The organism is Stenotrophomonas sp. S39 (assembly GCF_016624665.1).
GTDB lineage: Bacteria > Pseudomonadota > Gammaproteobacteria > Xanthomonadales > Xanthomonadaceae > Stenotrophomonas.
Genome location: NZ_JACVTT010000094.1, coordinates 1 through 17,436 on the forward strand (window position 1 = coordinate 1; position 17,436 = coordinate 17,436).

The following is a 17,436-nucleotide window of genomic DNA, read 5'->3' on the forward strand; positions in this document are numbered from 1 at the left end:
GTGCCGACCATTGGTCGGCACGGGGTCGGATCGCGGTTGGTGGTGGGTGGCCCCCGGTGGGGGGCCCCGGGGGGGGGGGGGGGGGGTGGGGGGCGCGCCGGGGGGGGCCCCACGGGGGCGGATCAACCGACTTCGTACAACTCCAGCGGCAGGTCGTCAGGGTCGGCGAAGAAGGTGAAGCGGGCGCCGGTGTACTCGTCCACGCGGATCGGTTCGCAGGCTACGCCATGCTCGGCCAGGCGCTGGATGAACGGTTCCAGCGCCGCCACCCGGAAGGCCAGGTGGCGCAGGCCCTGGGCCTCGGGGCGGCTGGGCCGGGGCGGCGGTGCGGGGAAGGAGAACAGCTCCAGCTGGCCGCCGTCGGGCAGGGCCAGGTCCAGCTTCCACGAGTCGCGCGCGGCACGGTGGTTCTCGGCCAGCACGCGCAGGCCGAGGATGCGCACGTAGAAATCCTTCGAACGTGCGTAATCGCTGCAGATGACGGCGGCATGGTGGATGCCCAGCAGGCCGCCGGTCGCTGCGCGGGTCATGGCGTTGCCGTGGCCGGTGCCGTCGCGGCGGGCTGGTCAAGCCAGCGGTCCACCTTGCGCTCCAGCACGTCCAGCGGCATCGAGCCGTCCTTCAGCACTTCGGCGTGGAAGCGACGCAGGTCGAAGGCCGCGCCCTGGCGCGCTCGGGCCTTGTCACGCAGGGCCAGGATGCGACTCAGGCCCGCCACGTTGGACAGCGCCTGGCCCGGCTGGGCCATGATCCGTTCGACTTCCGCGTTGGCGTCGTCCTCGCTCATGTCCACGGCCTTCTGCAGGTAGTTCACCGCCTGCTGCTTGCTCCAGCCCTGCGAGTGCACGCCGGTGTCGGCCACCACGCGGGCCGCGCGCAGCAGGCGCGAGTACAGGTAGCCGATACGGTCGTAGGGATCGGTGTAGACGCCCAGTTCCTCGCCGAGGGTTTCGGCATACAGGCCCCAGCCTTCGACGAAGGCAAGGTCGCCGCCCAGGCGGCGGAAGCGCGGCAGCTTGGCCAGTTCCTGCTGCAGGGCCAGCTGCACGTGGTGGCCGGGGATGGCTTCATGCAGGTACTGCACCGGCACGCTCCAGCGCTTGCGGCTGGGCAGGTCGCGGGTGTTGACGTAGAGCACGCCCGGTTGTCCCGGCTGGCCGGGCTGGTAGGCGGCGGCAGCGGCGGTCAGTGCACGGTCCGGCTCGACCGCGCGTACTTCCAGGCGGTCCTTCGGCAGGGTGTCCAGCACCTGCGGCAGGCGCGCATCCACCTGCTGCTGCAGCTGGCGGTAGCGATTGATCAGCGCGTTGGCATCGCCGTACTGGAACTGGCGGTCGGTGCGCATGTTCTTCAGCAGCTTGGCCTGCGAGCCGCGCAGCTTGTTGTCCTTCATCACCGCAGCGATCTGCGCGCTCAGTTCCTGTACGCGCTGCTCGCCCAGCGCATGCAGCTGGGCGGCGGTCTGGTCGCTGGCGGTGGTCTGCACGATCAGGTTGGCGTACCAGCCCTGGCCGTCGGGCAGGGCGCCCAGGCCGCTGCTGCTGCGGGTGGCCGGCAGGTATTCGGTGGCGATGAAACCGCGCAGGGCGCGGTAGGACGGCATGATGCGCAGCTCGATCATGCGCTTGTACTCGGCGCTGATGCGCGCTTTTTCCTCGGCCGGAATGTCGCTCGGCATGGTCCTGATCGGCGACCAGAAGATGCTTTCCTCGGCGGTCGGGGTGATCACCGCGTCCAGCTGCGGCAGCACCTTCTCCATCAGGTCGCGCGGCTGCACCACGCCGGCCTTCATGCCCTGGCGCATGTTGTCGATGGCCTGGTTGAACAGGTCGGGGATGCCCAGCGAGCGGCGCGACCAGGTGTCGTAATCCTTGACCGTGTTGAACGGCTGCGCGCCTGCGCCGGCGCCGAGGATCGCCATGATGCTGCCGATGTTGTAGTACTGGCTGATCGGCATCATCCAGCTCGGGTAGCGCTCGGCCGCCAGCGAGGCGCGCGCATCGCGCACGAAGATTTCGTAGCTGAGCAGGTCCTGGCCCTGCAGGCCGTCACTGCCGACCTTCTCGACCTTGCCCAGCCATTCGGTGGTGAAATCGTGTGACTGCTGGCGCCATGCGGCCGACAGGATGTTGGGCAGCTGGTCGTTGTAGCGGGCGTCGCCCTGGAAGGTGGCCTGCAGCGGGTTCAACCGCATCGAGGCGTCCCAGTATTCGTCGTACAGGCGCTCCAGCTGCACCTGCCTGGGCACGGCGCGGGCCGGTGCCACCGGGCGCGCGGCGGCGCGGCGCGTGGAGCTGCCGCGTGCCGGGGTGGCGCGCGCGGGCTTGGCCTTCGGCTTGGCGGCCTGCCGGGTCTGCGCGGCGGCGGGGCGGCTGGCCTTCTTCTTCGCTGCCTCTGCCGATGGCACGGCACTGAACAGGAACAACGCGGCGATGGCGGCGGCCAGGGCGCGGGTGGGATACGGCATCAGGAGCTTCCGTGGAACACAGACCGTGGAGCTTGCACGATCCGGGCGCGTACGGCCAGCGTGAACGCGCAGTCAGCTTGTCGTCGCTGGGGCTTCAGTCAGCCGCAGCGGCAGCGCGCAGCTGAGCGGCACGTGGCTCGCCCAGATAGCGGGTGATCGCGCGCCGCATCAGGTACAGCAACGGGATCAGGGCGATGGCAAAGCCCATCTTGTACACGTAGTCGACGCTGCTGACGGCCAGGAACAGCGAGGTGGGCCATTTCTGCGGGCCCAGCACGAAGGCGATCCAGATCACCACGAAGCTGTCCACCAGCTGCGAGACGGCGGTCGAACCGGTGGCGCGCAGCCACACATGGCGCTCGCCGGTGGCCTGGCGGATGCGATGGAACACGGCCACGTCGATCAACTGGCCCACCAGGAAGGCCACCAGCGAACCGGCGATGGTCCACATGCCCTGGCCGAACACCGCCGCGAACGCGGCCTGGTAATCCGGCACGCCGTGCGCATCCATCGAAGTAACCCACCAGCTGGCCGGTGCCAGCGAGATGGCGGCGAACGCGAACAGGAACCCATAGGCGATGAGCACCACCGCCAGCCACGAGATGAAGCGCACGCCGCGCTTGCCGAAGAACTCGTTGATGGTGTCGGTCATGATGAACACCACCGGCCACAACAGCGTGCCGGCGGTGAAGCTCAACGATCCGGTCTGGCCGAACAGGTTCCAGTTCAGTGCATCGATGCCCAGCGTGTCTTCCAGCGCGAAGATCTTCACCCCGATCAGCTCGGCCAGCACCGCGTTGCCGCAGAAGAACGTGGCCAGGATGATGAACAGCAGGACCGCGCGGTCCTGCAGGGGGCGCGCGTAGGGCGCGTCGCTGGGCGTGCCGCTCACTCCGGGCGTTCGCCGGCGCGGGTGAAGGGCACGCTGGCCGGAGCCACCGCACCGCCGGAAATGATGAAGCTCATCGCCTGGTCGACGGTCCAGTCGGTCGGGGTGAGCAGTTCCACCGGCACGATTTCCAGGTAGCCCGAGGTCGGGTTGGGCGTGGTCGGCACGTACACCGCCGCCAGTTCGCGGTCGGTGCCCTGTTCCTTGATGACCCGGGTGACCAGGCCGACCGACTTCATGTCACGGTGCGGGAAGTCGATGAGGACCACGCGCTGGGTGCTGCCCGGTTCGGTCTGCAGCATGTCCAGCAGCTTCTTGGCGCTGTCGTAGATGATGCTGGCCAGCGGGATGCGCTTGATGATGGCGCCGACCCAGCGCAGCAGGCGCTGGCCGACCACGCGACGGCTGGCCACGCCCACCGCCAGGATCACCAGCAGGGTGGCCAGCAGGGCGATGGTGTCCTGGATCCACTCGGCGTGGACCCAGCCCAGGTAGTGCGGGAAGCTGGTCGCGATCTGCTCGGACAGCGGCACCACCAGCGGGCTGGAAATGCCCGACAGCAACACGAAGACAAACTTCACCACGACCCAGGTCAGCCAGATCGGCAACAGGGTCAGCAGGCCGGTCAGGAACAGGCGCTGCAGGGAAGGGCGGGGGACCAGGGCGGGGGCTTCGAGCGACATGTGCGCATTGTAGCGGCCGATTGCGCTGGATTACGCTGGAAGGTCGGGGCGGGAGCCAGACAGGGAACGGATGCTGTGTTGAGGATTCTGCGCGGAGTGGGCTGGGCCCTGCTGGGCCTGGTCGGGCTGGTGGTGCTGCTGTGGAGCCTGTCGCGGCTCTGGCCGCTGCCGGCCGCCCAGCGTGAACAGGTGCGCTGGCTGGAGGACGTGCACCCGGCGCCGGGGAAGAACGGCTTCGCGCTGCTGTGGACGCTGCCCTTTGATGGCCTGGAACCTGCCCAGCGTGAGGCGGCGTTGGCCGTGGACGTGCGGCGCTGGCAGGCGGGCCCTGCGCCGGGGATGGCCGATTCGGCGCTGGCGGCCACGCACCCGGCCGTGGCGCTGGATCCGCAGGGGAAGTGTGGTCCTGCCGCAGGCGACTGCCTGGCGAAGGTGCGCGCCGACCTGCAGGGTTTCAGTGCTGCCCATGCCGGCCACCTGCAACTGCACGCGCGGTTGGACAGCCTTGCCGATGTCGACAACGTCGATACCCCGTTCGTTCCTTCGGGCAAGGCGTGGCTGATGCCCCTGCCGAACTACGCGCTGTTGATGGATGGCACCGGCGCGCACGCGCTGGCCTACGTGCAGGGCGACATCGCCGGCGCACTGGCTGGCAGCTGCCGTTCGGTGCAGATGGGGCGGCGCCTGATGCGCGGTGGCAACACGCTGATCGACAGCATGATCGGCGCGGCGGTGGTGCGGACCCATGTGCAGCTGCTGGCCGCCATGCTGGCCGGGCTGCCACCGGACCAGGCGCTGCCGGCCGCCTGCGAGCGCGCGCTGCAGCCGATGGATGCCGATGGGCAGAGCCTGTGCAGGGCGATGCAGGGCGAGTTTGCGATCAGCAAGGCCGCCATCGATGCATCGCTGCAGCAGGCCGGCACCGTGCTGATGCTGGATCGCGAACACACCCTGGGCCGCATCGCGTTGAACCTGGGATGGGCCTGCGACCCGGCCACCACTGGCCGGCTGGCGGCCGACATGCCGGTTGTCGTGGGCAGCGTGGGCCGATGGGACGTCGGCTGCCTGTCCAACATGATCGGCTGTGTCCTCGGTGACATCGCCGCGCCGGCCTACCAGGATTACGCCGCACGCAGCCAGGATGCGGCGGCGTGGCTGCGCCTGCTGGGCGCCCAGCGCTGGCTGCGGCAGCAGGCGGATGCACCGGAGCAGGCGTTGCAACGCTTGCCGGCGCGCTGGCGCTCACCCTCGCGGACGCCGGTGCTGTCGGCCGATGGAAAGCACCTGCAGGTGCCGCGACGGGCGCGCGACATGCCGGCCGGGGCAGCGCCGCTGTTGTCGGTGCCGCTGTAGATCAGGCGGCGTTGGCGCGCGCCTGCGGCTTCAGGCGCACGTAGACCTGCTTGCGCACGCGGGCGACGACGTCGCCGGAGGCATCGACCACGTCGTTGCTGAACCAGCGCAGCACCTTTTCGCCGTTGGCCGCCTCGGCGCGCAGCTCATCCAGCACCGCCTCGTCGATATGGAAGGCGGTGCGGACGGTGCCGCGCCCGGGCTTGAGGAATTCGATGGCCCCGGCGCGATCCCACACGTAGTAGTCGCGGCCCAGGGTGTGCATCAGGCCGAGCATCCAGAACGGATCGGTCATCGCGAACAGGCTGCCACCGAAGTGCGTGCCGACATAGTTGCGGTTCCAGGGGCGCATCCGCAGCTCCACCTCGATCTGCCGGTAGTCCGGTGTGATGCGGGTGACATGGATGCCGGTGAACAGGAACGGCGGCCACAGGTTGATGCCGAGGCGGAAGGTGCTGGCTTTCATGGGCGGGCGGGGGCGGGGGCGAGGACTCGAGTCTAACCATTCGCATGCGTATGTTGAACCCCGGCCCGCCATTCGTAGAGTCGAGCTTGCTCGACTGCCTGCGCCGTGGCTGTTCGTAGAGTCGAGCTTGCTCGACTGGCTTTCCTACATAAGCGGCCATCGACACCATCCATACGGATAGTCGCCCAACCGAGACGCCAGGCCGGCGCGTACCGGATTGCCCATCACATAGAGGACCTGCTGGCGGATATCGTGCTCGTCCCGGATCCAGTGTTCGTAGTAGCCGCGTTGCCAGACCGGCGCACGTCTACCGAGTGCCGCGTTGATGGCAATGGCCGACCGCGACTTCAAGGACTGCACACACGGCCCCAGCGCACCTTCGCGCAGTTGCATGACCCAATGGAAGTGGTTGGGCATGATGATCCAGGCAAAGGATCGGCTTGCTCCGCGCGCGTCACTGGCCTTGAACTGATCCATCAGCACGCCGGCACATTCCGGTGCGGCAAACAACGGGCGGCGGCCTGCAGCCACGCTGGTGATGACATGGAAGTGGCCAACCACTGAAGTACGGCAACGCAGGAGGGCGGGACTGGGCATGGCCCAGAGTGGCGGATCACTTTGGAAGTGGCCCTAGGGAAAAGCGGAATCTGCTGTCGGAGGAATCGAGGAGGGCAGTCGAGCAAGCTCGACTCTACGGGCACAACGGCAACGGCCAGTCGAGCAAGCTCGACTCTACGGGCACAAAGGCAACGGCCAGTCGAGCAAGCTCGACTTTACGGGTCACCACTCATGGCATATCCGTCACGGCCGTTGTCCTTGGCGCGGTACAGCGCGGCGTCGGCGCCTTCGACGAAATGGTGGGGATGCAGACTGCCATCGGGTACGCGCGTGTACACGCCGATGGTGAGGGTGATGCCGGCACCGCGGCCGTCGCCCGGGGGCGGCAGTGCGCGCACGCCGGCGATCAGGTCTTCGACCACCAGGCGCGCGCCATCGGCTGGGGTGTCCGGCAGCACCAGCGCGAACTCGTCGCCACCGTAACGTGCGGCCATGTCGCGCGGGCGTCGCGCATGTGCAGCGATCAGCCGCGCGACATCACGCAGCACGCCGTCACCGGCCTGGTGGCCGTGGCGGTCGTTGTGATGCTTGAAATGGTCCACGTCGATCAGGGCCAGGCTCAGCGGCTTGCCACTGCGCCGCGCGGCATCGCATTCCTCCTGCAGGGCCTGTTCGAAACGCAGGCGATTGCCCAGCCCGGTCAGCGCATCGCGGTTGGCCTGGCGGTGCCAGGCCGAGATGCGCCAGACGGCCCACACCAGCAGGATCAGCAGCACGCCGAGCAGGGCGCTGGCCGGTGCCCACCACAGGTTGCCCACGCGCAGCAGCAGCCAGCCCAGCAGCGGAGCCAGCGGCAATGAGCACAGCGCGGCCAGCCACGGCAGGCGCAGGCCGAGCAGCATTACGCACAGCGCCGCCATCAGCCCGGACAGCACGTCCTGCGCGATGCGCGGCAGCACGTTGATCTGCTTGTCCTGCAGCAGCATCGAGGCAATGTTGGCCTGGTACTCGCTGCCGCTCATCCAGTACTCGCGGGTGGTCGGGGTCAGCAGGCGCGGTGCGATGCCACTGGCGGTCATGCCGACCACGATGCGGCGGCCATGCAGCAGCGACGCCTCGACCTGGCCATCAAGCACATCGGCGTAGGAGACATGCGGCAGCCGCTCGGGCGGGCCGGCATAGCGCACGCGCACGTAGTCGTCGCGACGCCATTGATAGGGCGAGTCGAGTGCAGGCGCGGGGTCGGCGAGGCCATGCATGCGCTGGGCCGGGAGGCCGGACAGCGCCAGCCCCAGCGCTGGCCAGTGAGGCTGGCCGATGCCGGCGCGCAGGTAGACACCGCGCGCCACGCCATCGCCATCGACTTCCACGTCACTGTGGCCGATGGCCGCGGCGCTGGCGGCGATCAGCGGGATGGGCAGCAGTTCTTCGGCCAGGCGGTCGCCTGCCGCCGGCGCCGCCAGCACCGGCAGCACCACGCGTCCATTGCGTCGGATGGCTGCGGCCAGTTCGGCATCCTGTCGCGCGTCGCGGCGGTCCGGCTCGGACAGCATCAGGTCCAGCGCTACCCGTTCGACACCGGCATCGGTCAAGCGGTCCAGCAGCCGTGCATGCACCGAGCGCGGCCACGGCCACTGGCCGATGCGCTGCAGGCTCTCTTCGTCGATGGCCACGATCAGCACGCTGGGGTCGGGGCGGTAGTCCCAGTCGCCCACCAGCAGGTCGTAGGTGGCTTCATCCTGCCGCCACAGGAACTGCCCGTGGCTGACCACCGCCGTGGCGATGCCGGCCAACAGGGCCAGCAGGATGCGCCGCGACCAGGGCAGGGGCGAGCGCCTCACAGCAGCAGCCACAACAGCAGGGCACTGCCGCCGGCGCCGTAGCACAGCCGGCACGGCAGCTTGACCTGCTGGGCGGGTGAGAACGGACCGGCGTGGCCGTCGTCGTCGATGTACTGCACGCGCACGTGCAGGGTGCCGCGCCAAGGTCGCTTGAAGCTGACCTGCGGCTGCGCCAGCGTTTCATCCACCAGTGGCGCCTTGAAGTCACCGCGGCGGTCCACCTGCACGCGGTAGCGCTGGCCTTCGCTGCCGGCCTGCCAGCGCAGGGTCAGCTCGCCGTGGGCAGCTTCGGGCGGCTGCAGGGCCGGGTCGACCGGATCGTCGGTGAGCTGCAGGGGCAGCGCCTGCCCGAACGGCCCCTGGTGGCCCTGGCCATCGCGCGAGGCAACGCGCCAGAAGTACTGTCCCGGCGGCAGCGGCGTGGCCAGGCGCAGGTCGGTGCCAGTACTGGCCTGCTGCTGCAGCGGTTGCAGGAAGCGTGGCTCGCCGGCGATCTGCAGCACGCTGCTGCTCGCGCCCGGGGCCTGGGTCCAGCGGAAGCGCGGCCGGTCACTGTTGACGGCCTGGCCGTGCAGGGGCGACACGGTCAGCGGCGGTGGCGGCTGGTCGCTGAGCAGAAAGTCGGCGCTGGCATCCAGGCCTTCCACGCCCTGCGCATCGACGGCGCGCAGCAGCAGCCGCAGGGCGCCGGGCGGCAGGTCGTCGATGACCAGCGAGGTGCCGGCGGTGGTGGCCGCGAACAGCAGGATCTCCGGCGTGGCGGCCAGCACCACTTCGACCCGGTAGTGGTCGGCAGCGGGCACCGGCTCCCATTCCAGGCGTGCCGGCAGCGGCGCCAGCGTGGTGGCATCGCTGCGCAGCCGCGGCGCGGGCAGCAGCGCGGATACGGCTTCAGGTGCCGCATCGGCGCTGGCGCTGCGGCTGGCCTGGCCCGGGCGCACCAGCCGCTGGCCGTGCGGATTACCTACCTGCACGCGGCCTTCCAGTACTTCGGTGGCACCGACCTGCGTGCCATCGCCGGCACTGACCCGGAACACCGTGCCGCGCACGCTGCTGGTGGCTGCGGGGGCATCGATGATGTAGCGCGACGCCGGGCCGCGGGCGGGAGTGACGCGGTTGCTGGCCCGGCCCTGCTGCAGGCGCACGCGGGTATCGACCATGCCGGTGCGGCCGTAGCGGCTCAGCTGGTCCAGGCGCAGCCGCGAGTGCTCGCGCAGCTGCAGGCGCGAGGCATCGGCGAATTCAAGGGTGACGCTGGCATCGGCCGCCGTCTGCACGGTGTCGCCGATGTGCAGCCGCTCGCCGGCGAGCAGGGCACGGGTGGCACTGCCATTGGCAGCGGCCAGCTGCACGGTGCCGCGCACGGCCAGCACGCGCGCGGGGGCCGGTTCGACCCGCAGCCAGCTGACCGGGAAGCGCAGCAGCCCGCCGGGCGGCAGGCGGTAGGGGTTGTCGATGCGGTTGTGCTGTTGCAGCTGTTGCCAGGGCACGTCCGCCTTCAGGTACAGGCCGCCCAGATCCCAGAGGGTATCGCCGGGGCGGACCCGGTAGTTCCAGTCCTGTGCGGCGGCGAGGCCCGGCAGCAGGAGCAGGGCGCACAGCAGTGCGGCGAAACGGCGGGCGAGGGAAGACGACGAACGGCCAACGGTCACGGAGTGCTGTCCCGGCTGTGCGGGGGCGCAGCTGCAAGACCCCATGGCCCCGACCTCATCCCCCCGAATGGATCGTAGCGGCCAAAAGGCCGCTACCGATCACATTATTGCCCGCGTTCAGTGCAGGAATTCTGAACGGAGCGTACCTTCGTTCAGAACAGCAGCGAGGCCATCTTCCGGCGGTAGCGGCCGACCAGGTCCTCGTCGGTGATGACGTTGAAGGCATCGATCAGCACCTTGCGCGGCAGGCCTTCGGCGAAGGTGCGGTCGATCCGCAGCATCTCCAGGAACTGCTCGAGCGCGGCTTCGTCGTGGCCGCCGAGCAGCAGCTGCACGCCGCGCAGATGGCGGGCCTGCAGGTCCTTGCCATCGGCGGCGATGCGGGCATCCAGGGCCTCGGCCGAGGGCGCATCCTTCAGCGCGGTGGCGAAGGCCAGGCGCGCACGGCCGCGCACCGCGCGGTCATCGGTGGCCAGGTTGGCGGGCAGGGCATCGATCAGCGTGCCGGCTTCGTCCACGCCACCCACCTGCAGCAGGGCCAGGGCCAGGTCCAGCTTCAGCTCGTCCTTGTCCGGTTCGGCGGCGATCTGCGCACGCAGCACGTCCACCTGCGCCTGCGGGTCCAGCGGCGCCTCGTCTTCGGCCACGGTGTCGCCGATATCGGCCGGCACGACGCCGTGCTGGGCCAGGAACTCGCGCAGCTGGCCTTCGGGGATGGCGCCCGGGAAGCCGTCCACCAGCTGGCCGCCCTTGACCAGGAACACGGTCGGGACCGAACGGATCTGGAAAGCGGCAGCGATCTGCTGCTCGGCGTCGACATCGACCTTGGCCAGCTCGAACGCGCCGTTGTACTCGGCCGCCAGCTTTTCCAGCATCGGGCCCAACGTCTTGCACGGGCCGCACCAGGTGGCCCAGAAGTCCACCAGCACCGGCGTCTGCAGGGATTTCTGCAGCACCTCGGCCTCGAAGGTCGCGGTGGTGGCGTCGAATACGTGTGTCGTCGTCTCGGTCATGGGGGAGATATCGCCTGGCAACTGGAGACCGATTCTATGGTGTCGATCCATGTCGGTCTCAACCCTGTCGTCACACCCGGCACGGGCAAACGCGCCATGGCTTGGCGGTTGTCGTGCCTGCCGCGACAATGCAGCGGTCTTTCATTACAGGTGGGTCCGCGCGATGTCCGTGCTCTGGCTTGATCGTTGGTTGGGGCTGCTGGCCGCCGTGTTGTTCGTGCTGGCCGTGCTTGGTTTCGGCGCGGGGCTGGCCGGCTACGCCCAGGCCGTGCACCCGGTGGCGCTGCTCGGTGCCCAGGGCGTGCCGCATGCGCTGGCTTTCAACCTGCTGGGCCTGGTGCTGCCGGGCGCGCTGGCGGTGGTGGTAGCCGAGCGCCTGCGCCGGCAATTGCCGGTGGGGGCGGGCTGGGCACCGCGGGTGGGCAGCCAGATGCTGCTGCTGGCGGGATTGGCCTTCGCGGCCATGGGCCTGCTGCCGCTGGACCCGGAAGACCTGCATGGCGGCGCCAGCCAGCTGCATGCCAGCGCCTGGATGGTCTGGGTGCTCGGCTTCGTGGTCGGCACGCTGATGCTGGGCATCCCGCGCCTGCGTGGCGGGCACGGGCGCGCGATGGCCTTGCTGGCCCTGGGCTGCGGCGCGCTGGCCGGCCTGGCCGCGTTTGCCCTGCAGGGCGTGCTGCCGGCGCCGCTGGCGCAGCGGCTGGCGTTCGCCTGCTGGGCGGTCTGGCTGGCCCTGGCCCTGCCGCTGTCGCGGGCGCGCTGAGACGGCGGCCGGGCGACCGCCGCGCGGGGCTTTCCGGCCCGGGATTGGAGACGTTTGCCGCACTGCGGTACGCTGTACCGCTTTGCCGCCGCAACCGCGTGTTACATGACCAGCGCCGAACCCAACGTTTACGACCCGCAGCAGGTTGAATCCGCCGCCCAGAGCTTCTGGGATGCCACCCGCGCCTTCGAGGTCGACGAGACCTCGGACAAGCCGAAGTACTACTGCCTGTCGATGCTTCCGTACCCGTCCGGCGCGCTGCACATGGGTCATGTGCGCAATTACACGATCGGCGACGTGATCAGCCGCTACAAGCGCATGACCGGCCACAACGTGCTGCAGCCGATGGGCTGGGACGCGTTCGGCCTGCCGGCGGAAAACGCCGCGATCAAGAACAAGACCGCGCCGGCGGCGTGGACCTACAAGAACATCGACCACATGCGCAGCCAGCTGCAGTCGCTGGGCTATGCCATCGACTGGTCGCGCGAGTTCGCCACCTGCCGCCCGGACTACTATGTCCACGAGCAGCGCATGTTCACCCGCCTGATGCGCAAGGGCCTGGCCTACCGCCGCAACGCGGTGGTGAACTGGGACCCGGTCGACCAGACCGTGCTGGCCAACGAGCAGGTCATTGATGGCCGCGGCTGGCGCTCCGGTGCCCTGGTCGAGAAGCGCGAGATCCCGCAGTGGTTCCTGCGCATCACCGATTACGCCCAGGAACTGCTGGACGGCCTGGATGAGCTGGACGGCTGGCCGGAATCGGTCAAGACCATGCAGCGCAACTGGATCGGCCGTTCCGAAGGCCTGGAAATCCAGTTCGACGTGCGCGATGTCGACGGCAGCGCGCTGGACCCGCTGCGCGTGTTCACCACCCGCCCGGACACGGTGATGGGCGTGACCTTCGTGTCGATCGCCGCCGAACACCCGCTGGCGCTGCACGCGGCGAAGAACAACCCCGAACTGGCGGCGATGCTGGCCGACCTGAAGCAGGGTGGCGTGTCCGAAGCCGAACTGGAAACCCAGGAAAAGCGCGGCATGGATACCGGCCTGCGCGCCGTGCACCCGGTCACCGGCGAACAGGTGCCGGTGTGGGTGGCCAACTTCGTGCTGATGGGCTACGGCACCGGCGCGGTGATGGCCGTGCCCGGCCACGACCAGCGCGACAACGAGGTGGCCAACAAGTACGGCCTGCCGATCGTGCAGGTCATCGCCCTGAAGGATGCGCGCAACGACGATGAGCGTACCTGGGACGCCACCCGCTGGCAGGACTGGTACAGCGACAAGAGCCGCCAGACCGAACTGGTCAACTCGGCCGAATTCGACGGCCTGGACTTCCAGGGTGCCTTCGAAGCGCTGGCCGAGCGTTTCGAGCGCAAGGCCCAGGGCCAGCGCCGCGTCAACTACCGCCTGCGCGACTGGGGCGTGAGCCGCCAGCGTTACTGGGGTTGCCCGATTCCGGTGATCTACTGCGCCAAGTGCGGCGCGGTGCCGGTGCCGGAAGAACAGCTGCCGGTGGTGCTGCCGGAGGACGTGGCCTTTGCGGGTACCGGTTCGCCGATCAAGACCGACCCGGAATGGCGCAAGACCACCTGCCCGGACTGCGGCGGCGCGGCCGAGCGCGAGACCGACACCTTCGACACCTTCATGGAGTCGAGCTGGTACTACGCCCGTTACACCTCGCCGGGCGCCCGTGATGCCGTCGACAAGCGCGGCAACTACTGGCTGCCGGTGGACCAGTACATCGGTGGCATCGAGCACGCGATCCTGCACCTGATGTATTTCCGCTTCTACCACAAGCTGCTGCGTGACGCGCGGATGGTGGACAGCAACGAACCGGCGCGCAACCTGCTGTGCCAGGGCATGGTGATCGCCGAGACCTACTACCGCCCGAACCCGGATGGCTCCAAGGACTGGATCAACCCGGCCGACGTGGACGTGCAGCGCGACGAGCGCGGCCGCATCACTGGCGCCACGCTGATCGCCGACGGCCAGCCGGTGGTGGTCGGTGGCACCGAGAAGATGTCCAAGTCGAAGAACAACGGCGTGGACCCGCAGGCGATGGTCGGCAAGTACGGCGCCGACACCGTGCGCCTGTTCTCGATGTTCGCCGCGCCGCCGGAACAATCGCTGGAGTGGAACGAAGCGGGCGTGGACGGCATGGCCCGCTTCCTGCGCCGCTTGTGGGCCCAGGTGCACAAGCACGCTGCCGACGGTGCCGCCCCGGCACTGGACGTGGCCGCGCTGGATGCCAACCAGAAGGCACTGCGCCGCAAGACCCACGAGACCATCGGCAAGGTCGGCGACGACTACGGCCGCCGCCACAGCTTCAACACCGCCATCGCTGCGGTGATGGAGCTGATGAACGCACTGGCCAAGTTCGAGGACACCAGCGAACAGGGGCGCGCGGTGCGCCAGGAAGCGCTGCAGGCCGTGGTGCTGCTGCTCAACCCGATCACCCCGCACGCCAGCCACGCCCTGTGGCAGGTGCTGGGCCACGGCCAGACGCTGCTGGAAGACCAGCCGTTCCCGCAGGCCGACAGTGCCGCGCTGGTGCGTGATGCGCTGACCCTGGCCGTGCAGGTCAACGGCAAGCTGCGTGGCACCATCGATGTGGCCGCCGACGCCGCGCGCGAGCAGGTGGAGGCACTGGCCCTGGCCGAGCCGAACACCGCCAAGTTCATGGAAGGCCTGACGGTGCGCAAGATCATCATCGTCCCCGGCAAGATCGTGAACATCGTCGCTGCCTGATGCACCCGGCACCGGCCGCCGCCCTGGCGGCCGGTGCGTTGTCGCCATGCCACGGCCACGTGCCGATGGCCCTGCGTTCACGCGTCCTCGGGCACGCTGTCTGTTGCCGTGATCGCCCGGCTCCGCCAGACTGTTCCCATGACCCGAATTCTGCTTGCCCTCGTCCTTGTCCTCGGCCTTGCCGGCTGTGGCTTCCACCTGCGCAACAAGTTGATGCTGCCGACCGACACCGCGCCGGTGAAGGTGGTCTCCACTGCGCCCTACAGCGAGCTGGTCAAGCTGTTGAACCGCAGCCTGCTGGCGTCCGGTGCGAAGCTGGCCGACGAGGACAGCACGGATCCGGCGGCACAGCTGCAGGTGCTGTCCGAGCGCTGGGGTGACCTGCCCATCGCCATCGACGCACAGGGCCGCGCACAGGAATACAGCCTGCGCTATGCGGTCATCTTCATCTTCCGCCGCGAGGACGGCAGCGAGCTGGTGCCGCAGCAGGTGATCGAACTGTCGCGCGACTACGTGTCGCCGCCGACCGACGCCACCGGTACCACCACCGAACGCGAGATCCTGGCCGACGAGCTGCGCCGGGAAATGTCCGCCTCGATCATCCGCCGCATCGACAGCGTGGTGCGTGCCGAGCTGGAACGCGGCGGCAGCCTGTCCGCACCGAAGCCGTCCGTGTCGACCGATGGCGAACCGGCCACCGTGCCGGCGCCGGTCAAGCCCTGAGCTGCCGCATACGATGGAACTGCGACCGGAACAGCTGGCCAGCCAGGGCGGTGACACCGCGCTGGCGCCGGTGTACCTGATCGCCGGCCCGGAAACCCTGCGCGTGCTGGAAGCCGCCGATGCGGTGCGCGCCCGCGCCCGCGCCAGCGGCGTGGACGAGCGCGAGGTGTTCGACGCCGACGGCCGCGATTTCGACTGGAACCAGCTTGATGCCAGCTTCAATGCGCCGAGCCTGTTCAGTGCGCGACGCCTGGTGGAAGTGCGCCTGCCCAGCGGCAAGCCGGGCAAGGACGGCGCCGAAGTCATCAGCCGGTTCTGCGCCGACCCGGCGCCGGACGTGGTGCTGCTGATCACCGCCAACGAATGGAGCAAGGCCCACCAGGGCAAGTGGGCCGAGGCGGTCAACCGCGTCGGCGTGCTGTCGGTGGCCTGGGCGATCAAGCCGCATGAGCTGCCGGACTGGATCGAACGCCGCCTGCGCAGCAAGGGCCTGCGCGCCGATGGCGCGGCGGTGCAGCGCCTGGCCGAACGCGTGGAAGGCAACCTGCTGGCCGCCGCGCAGGAAATCGACAAGCTGGCCCTGCTGGCCGACGGCCAGCCGCTGGACGTGGAACGGATGGAATCGCTGGTGGCCGACGCCGCCCGCTACGACGTGTTCCGTCTGGTCGAAGCAACGTTCTCGGGCCAGCCGCAGGCGGTGCTGCGCATGCTGGCCGGCCTGCGTGGCGAAGGCGAGGCCGTGGCCGCGCTGATGCCGATCGTGATCCGCGAGCTGCTGGCCGGTGCCGGCCTGGCGCGGGTGCAGGCCCGCGGCGGCAACCTGGCCGCCGAAATGAAGTCGCGCGGCATCTGGGAATCGCGGCAGGCGCCGTACAAGCGCGCGCTGCAGCGGCACCCTGAGGGCAAGCGCTGGGAGCGCTTCGTGGCCGAGGCGGGTCTGGTCGACCGCATCGCCAAGGGCCGCGCCGACGGTGACGCCTGGCTGGCGCTGGAGCGGCTGCTGGTGGCGGTGGCCGAAGCCCGCGCCGTGCGCCTGCTCGCGCGCGCCTGAGTGATGAGCCTGCGGATCTACTACGGCGGCACCTTCGATCCGGTGCACCTGGGCCATCTGGCCATCGCGCGCGCCGCACGCGACGAACTGCAGGTGGCCGTGCGCATGTTGCCGGCCGCCGACCCGCCGCACCGCGCGGCCCCGGGCGCCACCGCCGAACAACGCTGCCGCATGCTGTCGCTGGCCATCGGTGACGAGCCCGGCCTGCTGCTGGACCGCCGCGAGCTGGACCGGGCCGCACGTGATCCCGGCCGCCCGTCCTATACCGTGGACACCCTGCGCGAGCTGCGCGCCGAACTCGGCCCGAGCCGGCCGCTGGCCTGGCTGGTGGGTGCCGACAGCCTGCTGGCCCTGCCGGCCTGGCATGAATGGCAGGCGCTGTTCGGCCTGGCCCATTTCATCGTGGCCGAGCGCCCGGGCAGCCCCCTGCGCGATGCCGTCGCCGGCGAGCTCGGCCAGGCCTTGGAGGGCCGGTGGGCCGACAACGAGCAGTCGCTGTTCGCCAGCCCGGCCGGGCGCGTGCTGCGCCTGCACCAGCCCCTGCGCGGTGAATCGGCCAGCGCCGTCCGCACCCAGATCGCCGCCGCCGGGCCCTGGCGGGCCATGCTGCCGCCGGCGGTGGCCGACTACGTGGCCGACCAGCGCCTGTACCGGCCCGATACGCCCTGAATGCATGCCGTGAATGGCGCAGGCGCGCCATGCCCGTATAATCGCCCCCACGTTTATCGAGTCGATCCACTTTGAGCAACCAGACCCAGCCCCAGACCATCAAGGTCGATCTGCCCAGCCCGCCGCCCTCCGTGCCGGAACTGCTGGCCAGCGTCCGCCAAGCCACCGAAGACCTGAAGGCCAAGGACCTGGTCGAGATCGACGTGCGCGGCCGGTCCAGCGTGGCCGACTACATGATCGTCGTTTCGGGCACCTCGACCCGCCACGTCAAGTCGATCGCCGATGAAGTCGTGCGCTTCGCCAAGAACATCGACGTGATGCCGCTGGGCGTGGAAGGCGAGCGCGAAGCCGAGTGGGTGCTGGTCGACCTGGGTGACGTCATCGTCCACGTCATGCTGCCGCGCGTGCGCGAGTTCTACGCGCTCGAGCGCCTGTGGACGGTTGGCGACCAGCCGCCGCCGAGCGACGACGACGAAGTGGCCTGAGCCACGGCGTTGCTGTACCCCTTCGAGGGGGGGGGGGGGGGGGGGGGGGGGGGGGGGGGGGGGGGGGGGGGGGGG

16 protein-coding genes are annotated in these 17,436 nt (G+C 69.6%); 7 read left to right on the forward strand and 9 right to left on the reverse strand.

Translation table 11 applies throughout. The features are described from left to right. Nucleotides 1-122 precede the first annotated feature (122 nt). From IAE41_RS18645 to IAE41_RS18660, 4 genes are all read right to left on the reverse strand, one after another. Nucleotides 123-530: a VOC family protein gene (locus tag IAE41_RS18645; RefSeq protein ID WP_200734128.1), complete on the reverse strand. Its 408-nt coding sequence runs from the start codon at nt 528-530 to the stop codon at nt 123-125. Further along, nucleotides 527-2,467 (reverse strand): DUF885 family protein, encoded by a 1,941-nt coding sequence (locus IAE41_RS18650; RefSeq protein ID WP_200734129.1) that lies wholly within the window; start codon nt 2,465-2,467, stop codon nt 527-529. Before IAE41_RS18650 ends, IAE41_RS18645 begins: the two co-directional genes overlap by 4 nt. A gap of 94 nt (nt 2,468-2,561) precedes the next feature. Then, nucleotides 2,562-3,359 (reverse strand): queuosine precursor transporter, encoded by a 798-nt coding sequence (locus tag IAE41_RS18655; RefSeq protein ID WP_200734130.1) that lies wholly within the window; start codon nt 3,357-3,359, stop codon nt 2,562-2,564. Then, nucleotides 3,356-4,039 (reverse strand): DUF502 domain-containing protein, encoded by a 684-nt coding sequence (locus IAE41_RS18660; RefSeq protein ID WP_079222700.1) that lies wholly within the window; start codon nt 4,037-4,039, stop codon nt 3,356-3,358. Before IAE41_RS18660 ends, IAE41_RS18655 begins: the two co-directional genes overlap by 4 nt. 75 nt (nt 4,040-4,114) lie before the next feature. On the opposite strand from IAE41_RS18660, the gene IAE41_RS18665 reads away from it, so the two are divergent. Then, nucleotides 4,115-5,392: a hypothetical protein gene (locus tag IAE41_RS18665; protein WP_200734131.1), complete on the forward strand. Its 1,278-nt coding sequence runs from the start codon at nt 4,115-4,117 to the stop codon at nt 5,390-5,392. Nucleotide 5,393: 1 nt separating this feature from the next. On the opposite strand, the gene IAE41_RS18670 is transcribed toward IAE41_RS18665, so the two are convergent. From IAE41_RS18670 to trxA, 5 genes are all read right to left on the reverse strand, one after another. Further along, nucleotides 5,394-5,858 (reverse strand): DUF4442 domain-containing protein, encoded by a 465-nt coding sequence (locus tag IAE41_RS18670; protein WP_200734132.1) that lies wholly within the window; start codon nt 5,856-5,858, stop codon nt 5,394-5,396. A gap of 144 nt (nt 5,859-6,002) precedes the next feature. After that, entirely contained in the window at nt 6,003-6,455 is a 453-nt protein-coding gene (locus IAE41_RS18675) for a transposase (RefSeq protein WP_200734133.1), read from the reverse strand. Between the two features lie 176 nt (nt 6,456-6,631). Further along, nucleotides 6,632-8,257 carry a CHASE2 domain-containing protein gene (locus IAE41_RS18680; RefSeq protein WP_200734134.1) on the reverse strand — a complete coding sequence of 542 codons (1,626 nt, stop codon included), beginning with the start codon at nt 8,255-8,257 and terminating at the stop codon, nt 6,632-6,634. Then, nucleotides 8,254-9,954, reverse strand: coding sequence for a FecR domain-containing protein (locus IAE41_RS18685; RefSeq protein WP_200734135.1), 1,701 nt, complete (start codon nt 9,952-9,954; stop codon nt 8,254-8,256). Before IAE41_RS18685 ends, IAE41_RS18680 begins: the two co-directional genes overlap by 4 nt. Before the next feature lie 107 nt (nt 9,955-10,061). After that, the gene (gene trxA, locus IAE41_RS18690; RefSeq protein WP_200734136.1) at nt 10,062-10,922 is read right to left on the reverse strand and encodes a thioredoxin; all 861 of its coding nucleotides are present in this window, start codon (nt 10,920-10,922) and stop codon (nt 10,062-10,064) included. A gap of 163 nt (nt 10,923-11,085) precedes the next feature. Between trxA and IAE41_RS18695 the strand changes: the two genes are divergently transcribed. The 6 genes from IAE41_RS18695 (at nt 11,086) to rsfS (ending at nt 17,361) form a co-directional block, all read left to right on the forward strand. Beyond that, nucleotides 11,086-11,685: a DUF998 domain-containing protein gene (locus tag IAE41_RS18695; RefSeq protein ID WP_108758089.1), complete on the forward strand. Its 600-nt coding sequence runs from the start codon at nt 11,086-11,088 to the stop codon at nt 11,683-11,685. Nucleotides 11,686-11,790: 105 nt separating this feature from the next. Further along, on the forward strand, nt 11,791-14,433 hold the full coding sequence (gene leuS / locus IAE41_RS18700; RefSeq protein ID WP_200734137.1) for a leucine--tRNA ligase: 2,643 nt from the start codon (nt 11,791-11,793) through the stop codon (nt 14,431-14,433). Nucleotides 14,434-14,571: 138 nt separating this feature from the next. Then, complete coding sequence (gene lptE / locus IAE41_RS18705) at nt 14,572-15,156, forward strand: LPS assembly lipoprotein LptE (RefSeq protein WP_200734138.1); 585 nt, start codon at nt 14,572-14,574, stop codon at nt 15,154-15,156. 13 nt (nt 15,157-15,169) lie between these two features. Next, nucleotides 15,170-16,207 (forward strand): DNA polymerase III subunit delta, encoded by a 1,038-nt coding sequence (gene holA / locus IAE41_RS18710; protein WP_079222690.1) that lies wholly within the window; start codon nt 15,170-15,172, stop codon nt 16,205-16,207. Nucleotides 16,208-16,210: 3 nt separating this feature from the next. Next, on the forward strand, nt 16,211-16,876 hold the full coding sequence (gene nadD / locus IAE41_RS18715; protein ID WP_079222689.1) for a nicotinate-nucleotide adenylyltransferase: 666 nt from the start codon (nt 16,211-16,213) through the stop codon (nt 16,874-16,876). A 71-nt stretch (nt 16,877-16,947) separates the two neighbouring features. Continuing rightward, the gene (gene rsfS, locus IAE41_RS18720; RefSeq protein ID WP_079222688.1) at nt 16,948-17,361 is read left to right on the forward strand and encodes a ribosome silencing factor; all 414 of its coding nucleotides are present in this window, start codon (nt 16,948-16,950) and stop codon (nt 17,359-17,361) included. The last annotated feature ends 75 nt before the right edge of the window (nt 17,362-17,436 follow it).

Excerpts from the sequence above, each read along its gene's own strand:
- IAE41_RS18670 (WP_200734132.1), bottom strand. The coding sequence starts at position 5,858 with ATGAAAGCCAGCACCTTCCGCCTCGGCATCAACCTGTGGCCGCCGTTC.
- IAE41_RS18645 (WP_200734128.1), bottom strand. The coding sequence starts at position 530 with ATGACCCGCGCAGCGACCGGCGGCCTGCTGGGCATCCACCATGCCGCC.
- trxA (WP_200734136.1), bottom strand. The coding sequence starts at position 10,922 with ATGACCGAGACGACGACACACGTATTCGACGCCACCACCGCGACCTTC.
- leuS (WP_200734137.1), top strand. The coding sequence starts at position 11,791 with ATGACCAGCGCCGAACCCAACGTTTACGACCCGCAGCAGGTTGAATCC.
- nadD (WP_079222689.1), top strand. The coding sequence starts at position 16,211 with ATGAGCCTGCGGATCTACTACGGCGGCACCTTCGATCCGGTGCACCTG.
- IAE41_RS18650 (WP_200734129.1), bottom strand. The coding sequence starts at position 2,467 with ATGCCGTATCCCACCCGCGCCCTGGCCGCCGCCATCGCCGCGTTGTTC.
- IAE41_RS18685 (WP_200734135.1), bottom strand. The coding sequence starts at position 9,954 with ATGGGGTCTTGCAGCTGCGCCCCCGCACAGCCGGGACAGCACTCCGTG.
- lptE (WP_200734138.1), top strand. The coding sequence starts at position 14,572 with ATGACCCGAATTCTGCTTGCCCTCGTCCTTGTCCTCGGCCTTGCCGGC.
- IAE41_RS18660 (WP_079222700.1), bottom strand. The coding sequence starts at position 4,039 with ATGTCGCTCGAAGCCCCCGCCCTGGTCCCCCGCCCTTCCCTGCAGCGC.
- IAE41_RS18695 (WP_108758089.1), top strand. The coding sequence starts at position 11,086 with ATGTCCGTGCTCTGGCTTGATCGTTGGTTGGGGCTGCTGGCCGCCGTG.
- IAE41_RS18675 (WP_200734133.1), bottom strand. The coding sequence starts at position 6,455 with ATGCCCAGTCCCGCCCTCCTGCGTTGCCGTACTTCAGTGGTTGGCCAC.
- holA (WP_079222690.1), top strand. The coding sequence starts at position 15,170 with ATGGAACTGCGACCGGAACAGCTGGCCAGCCAGGGCGGTGACACCGCG.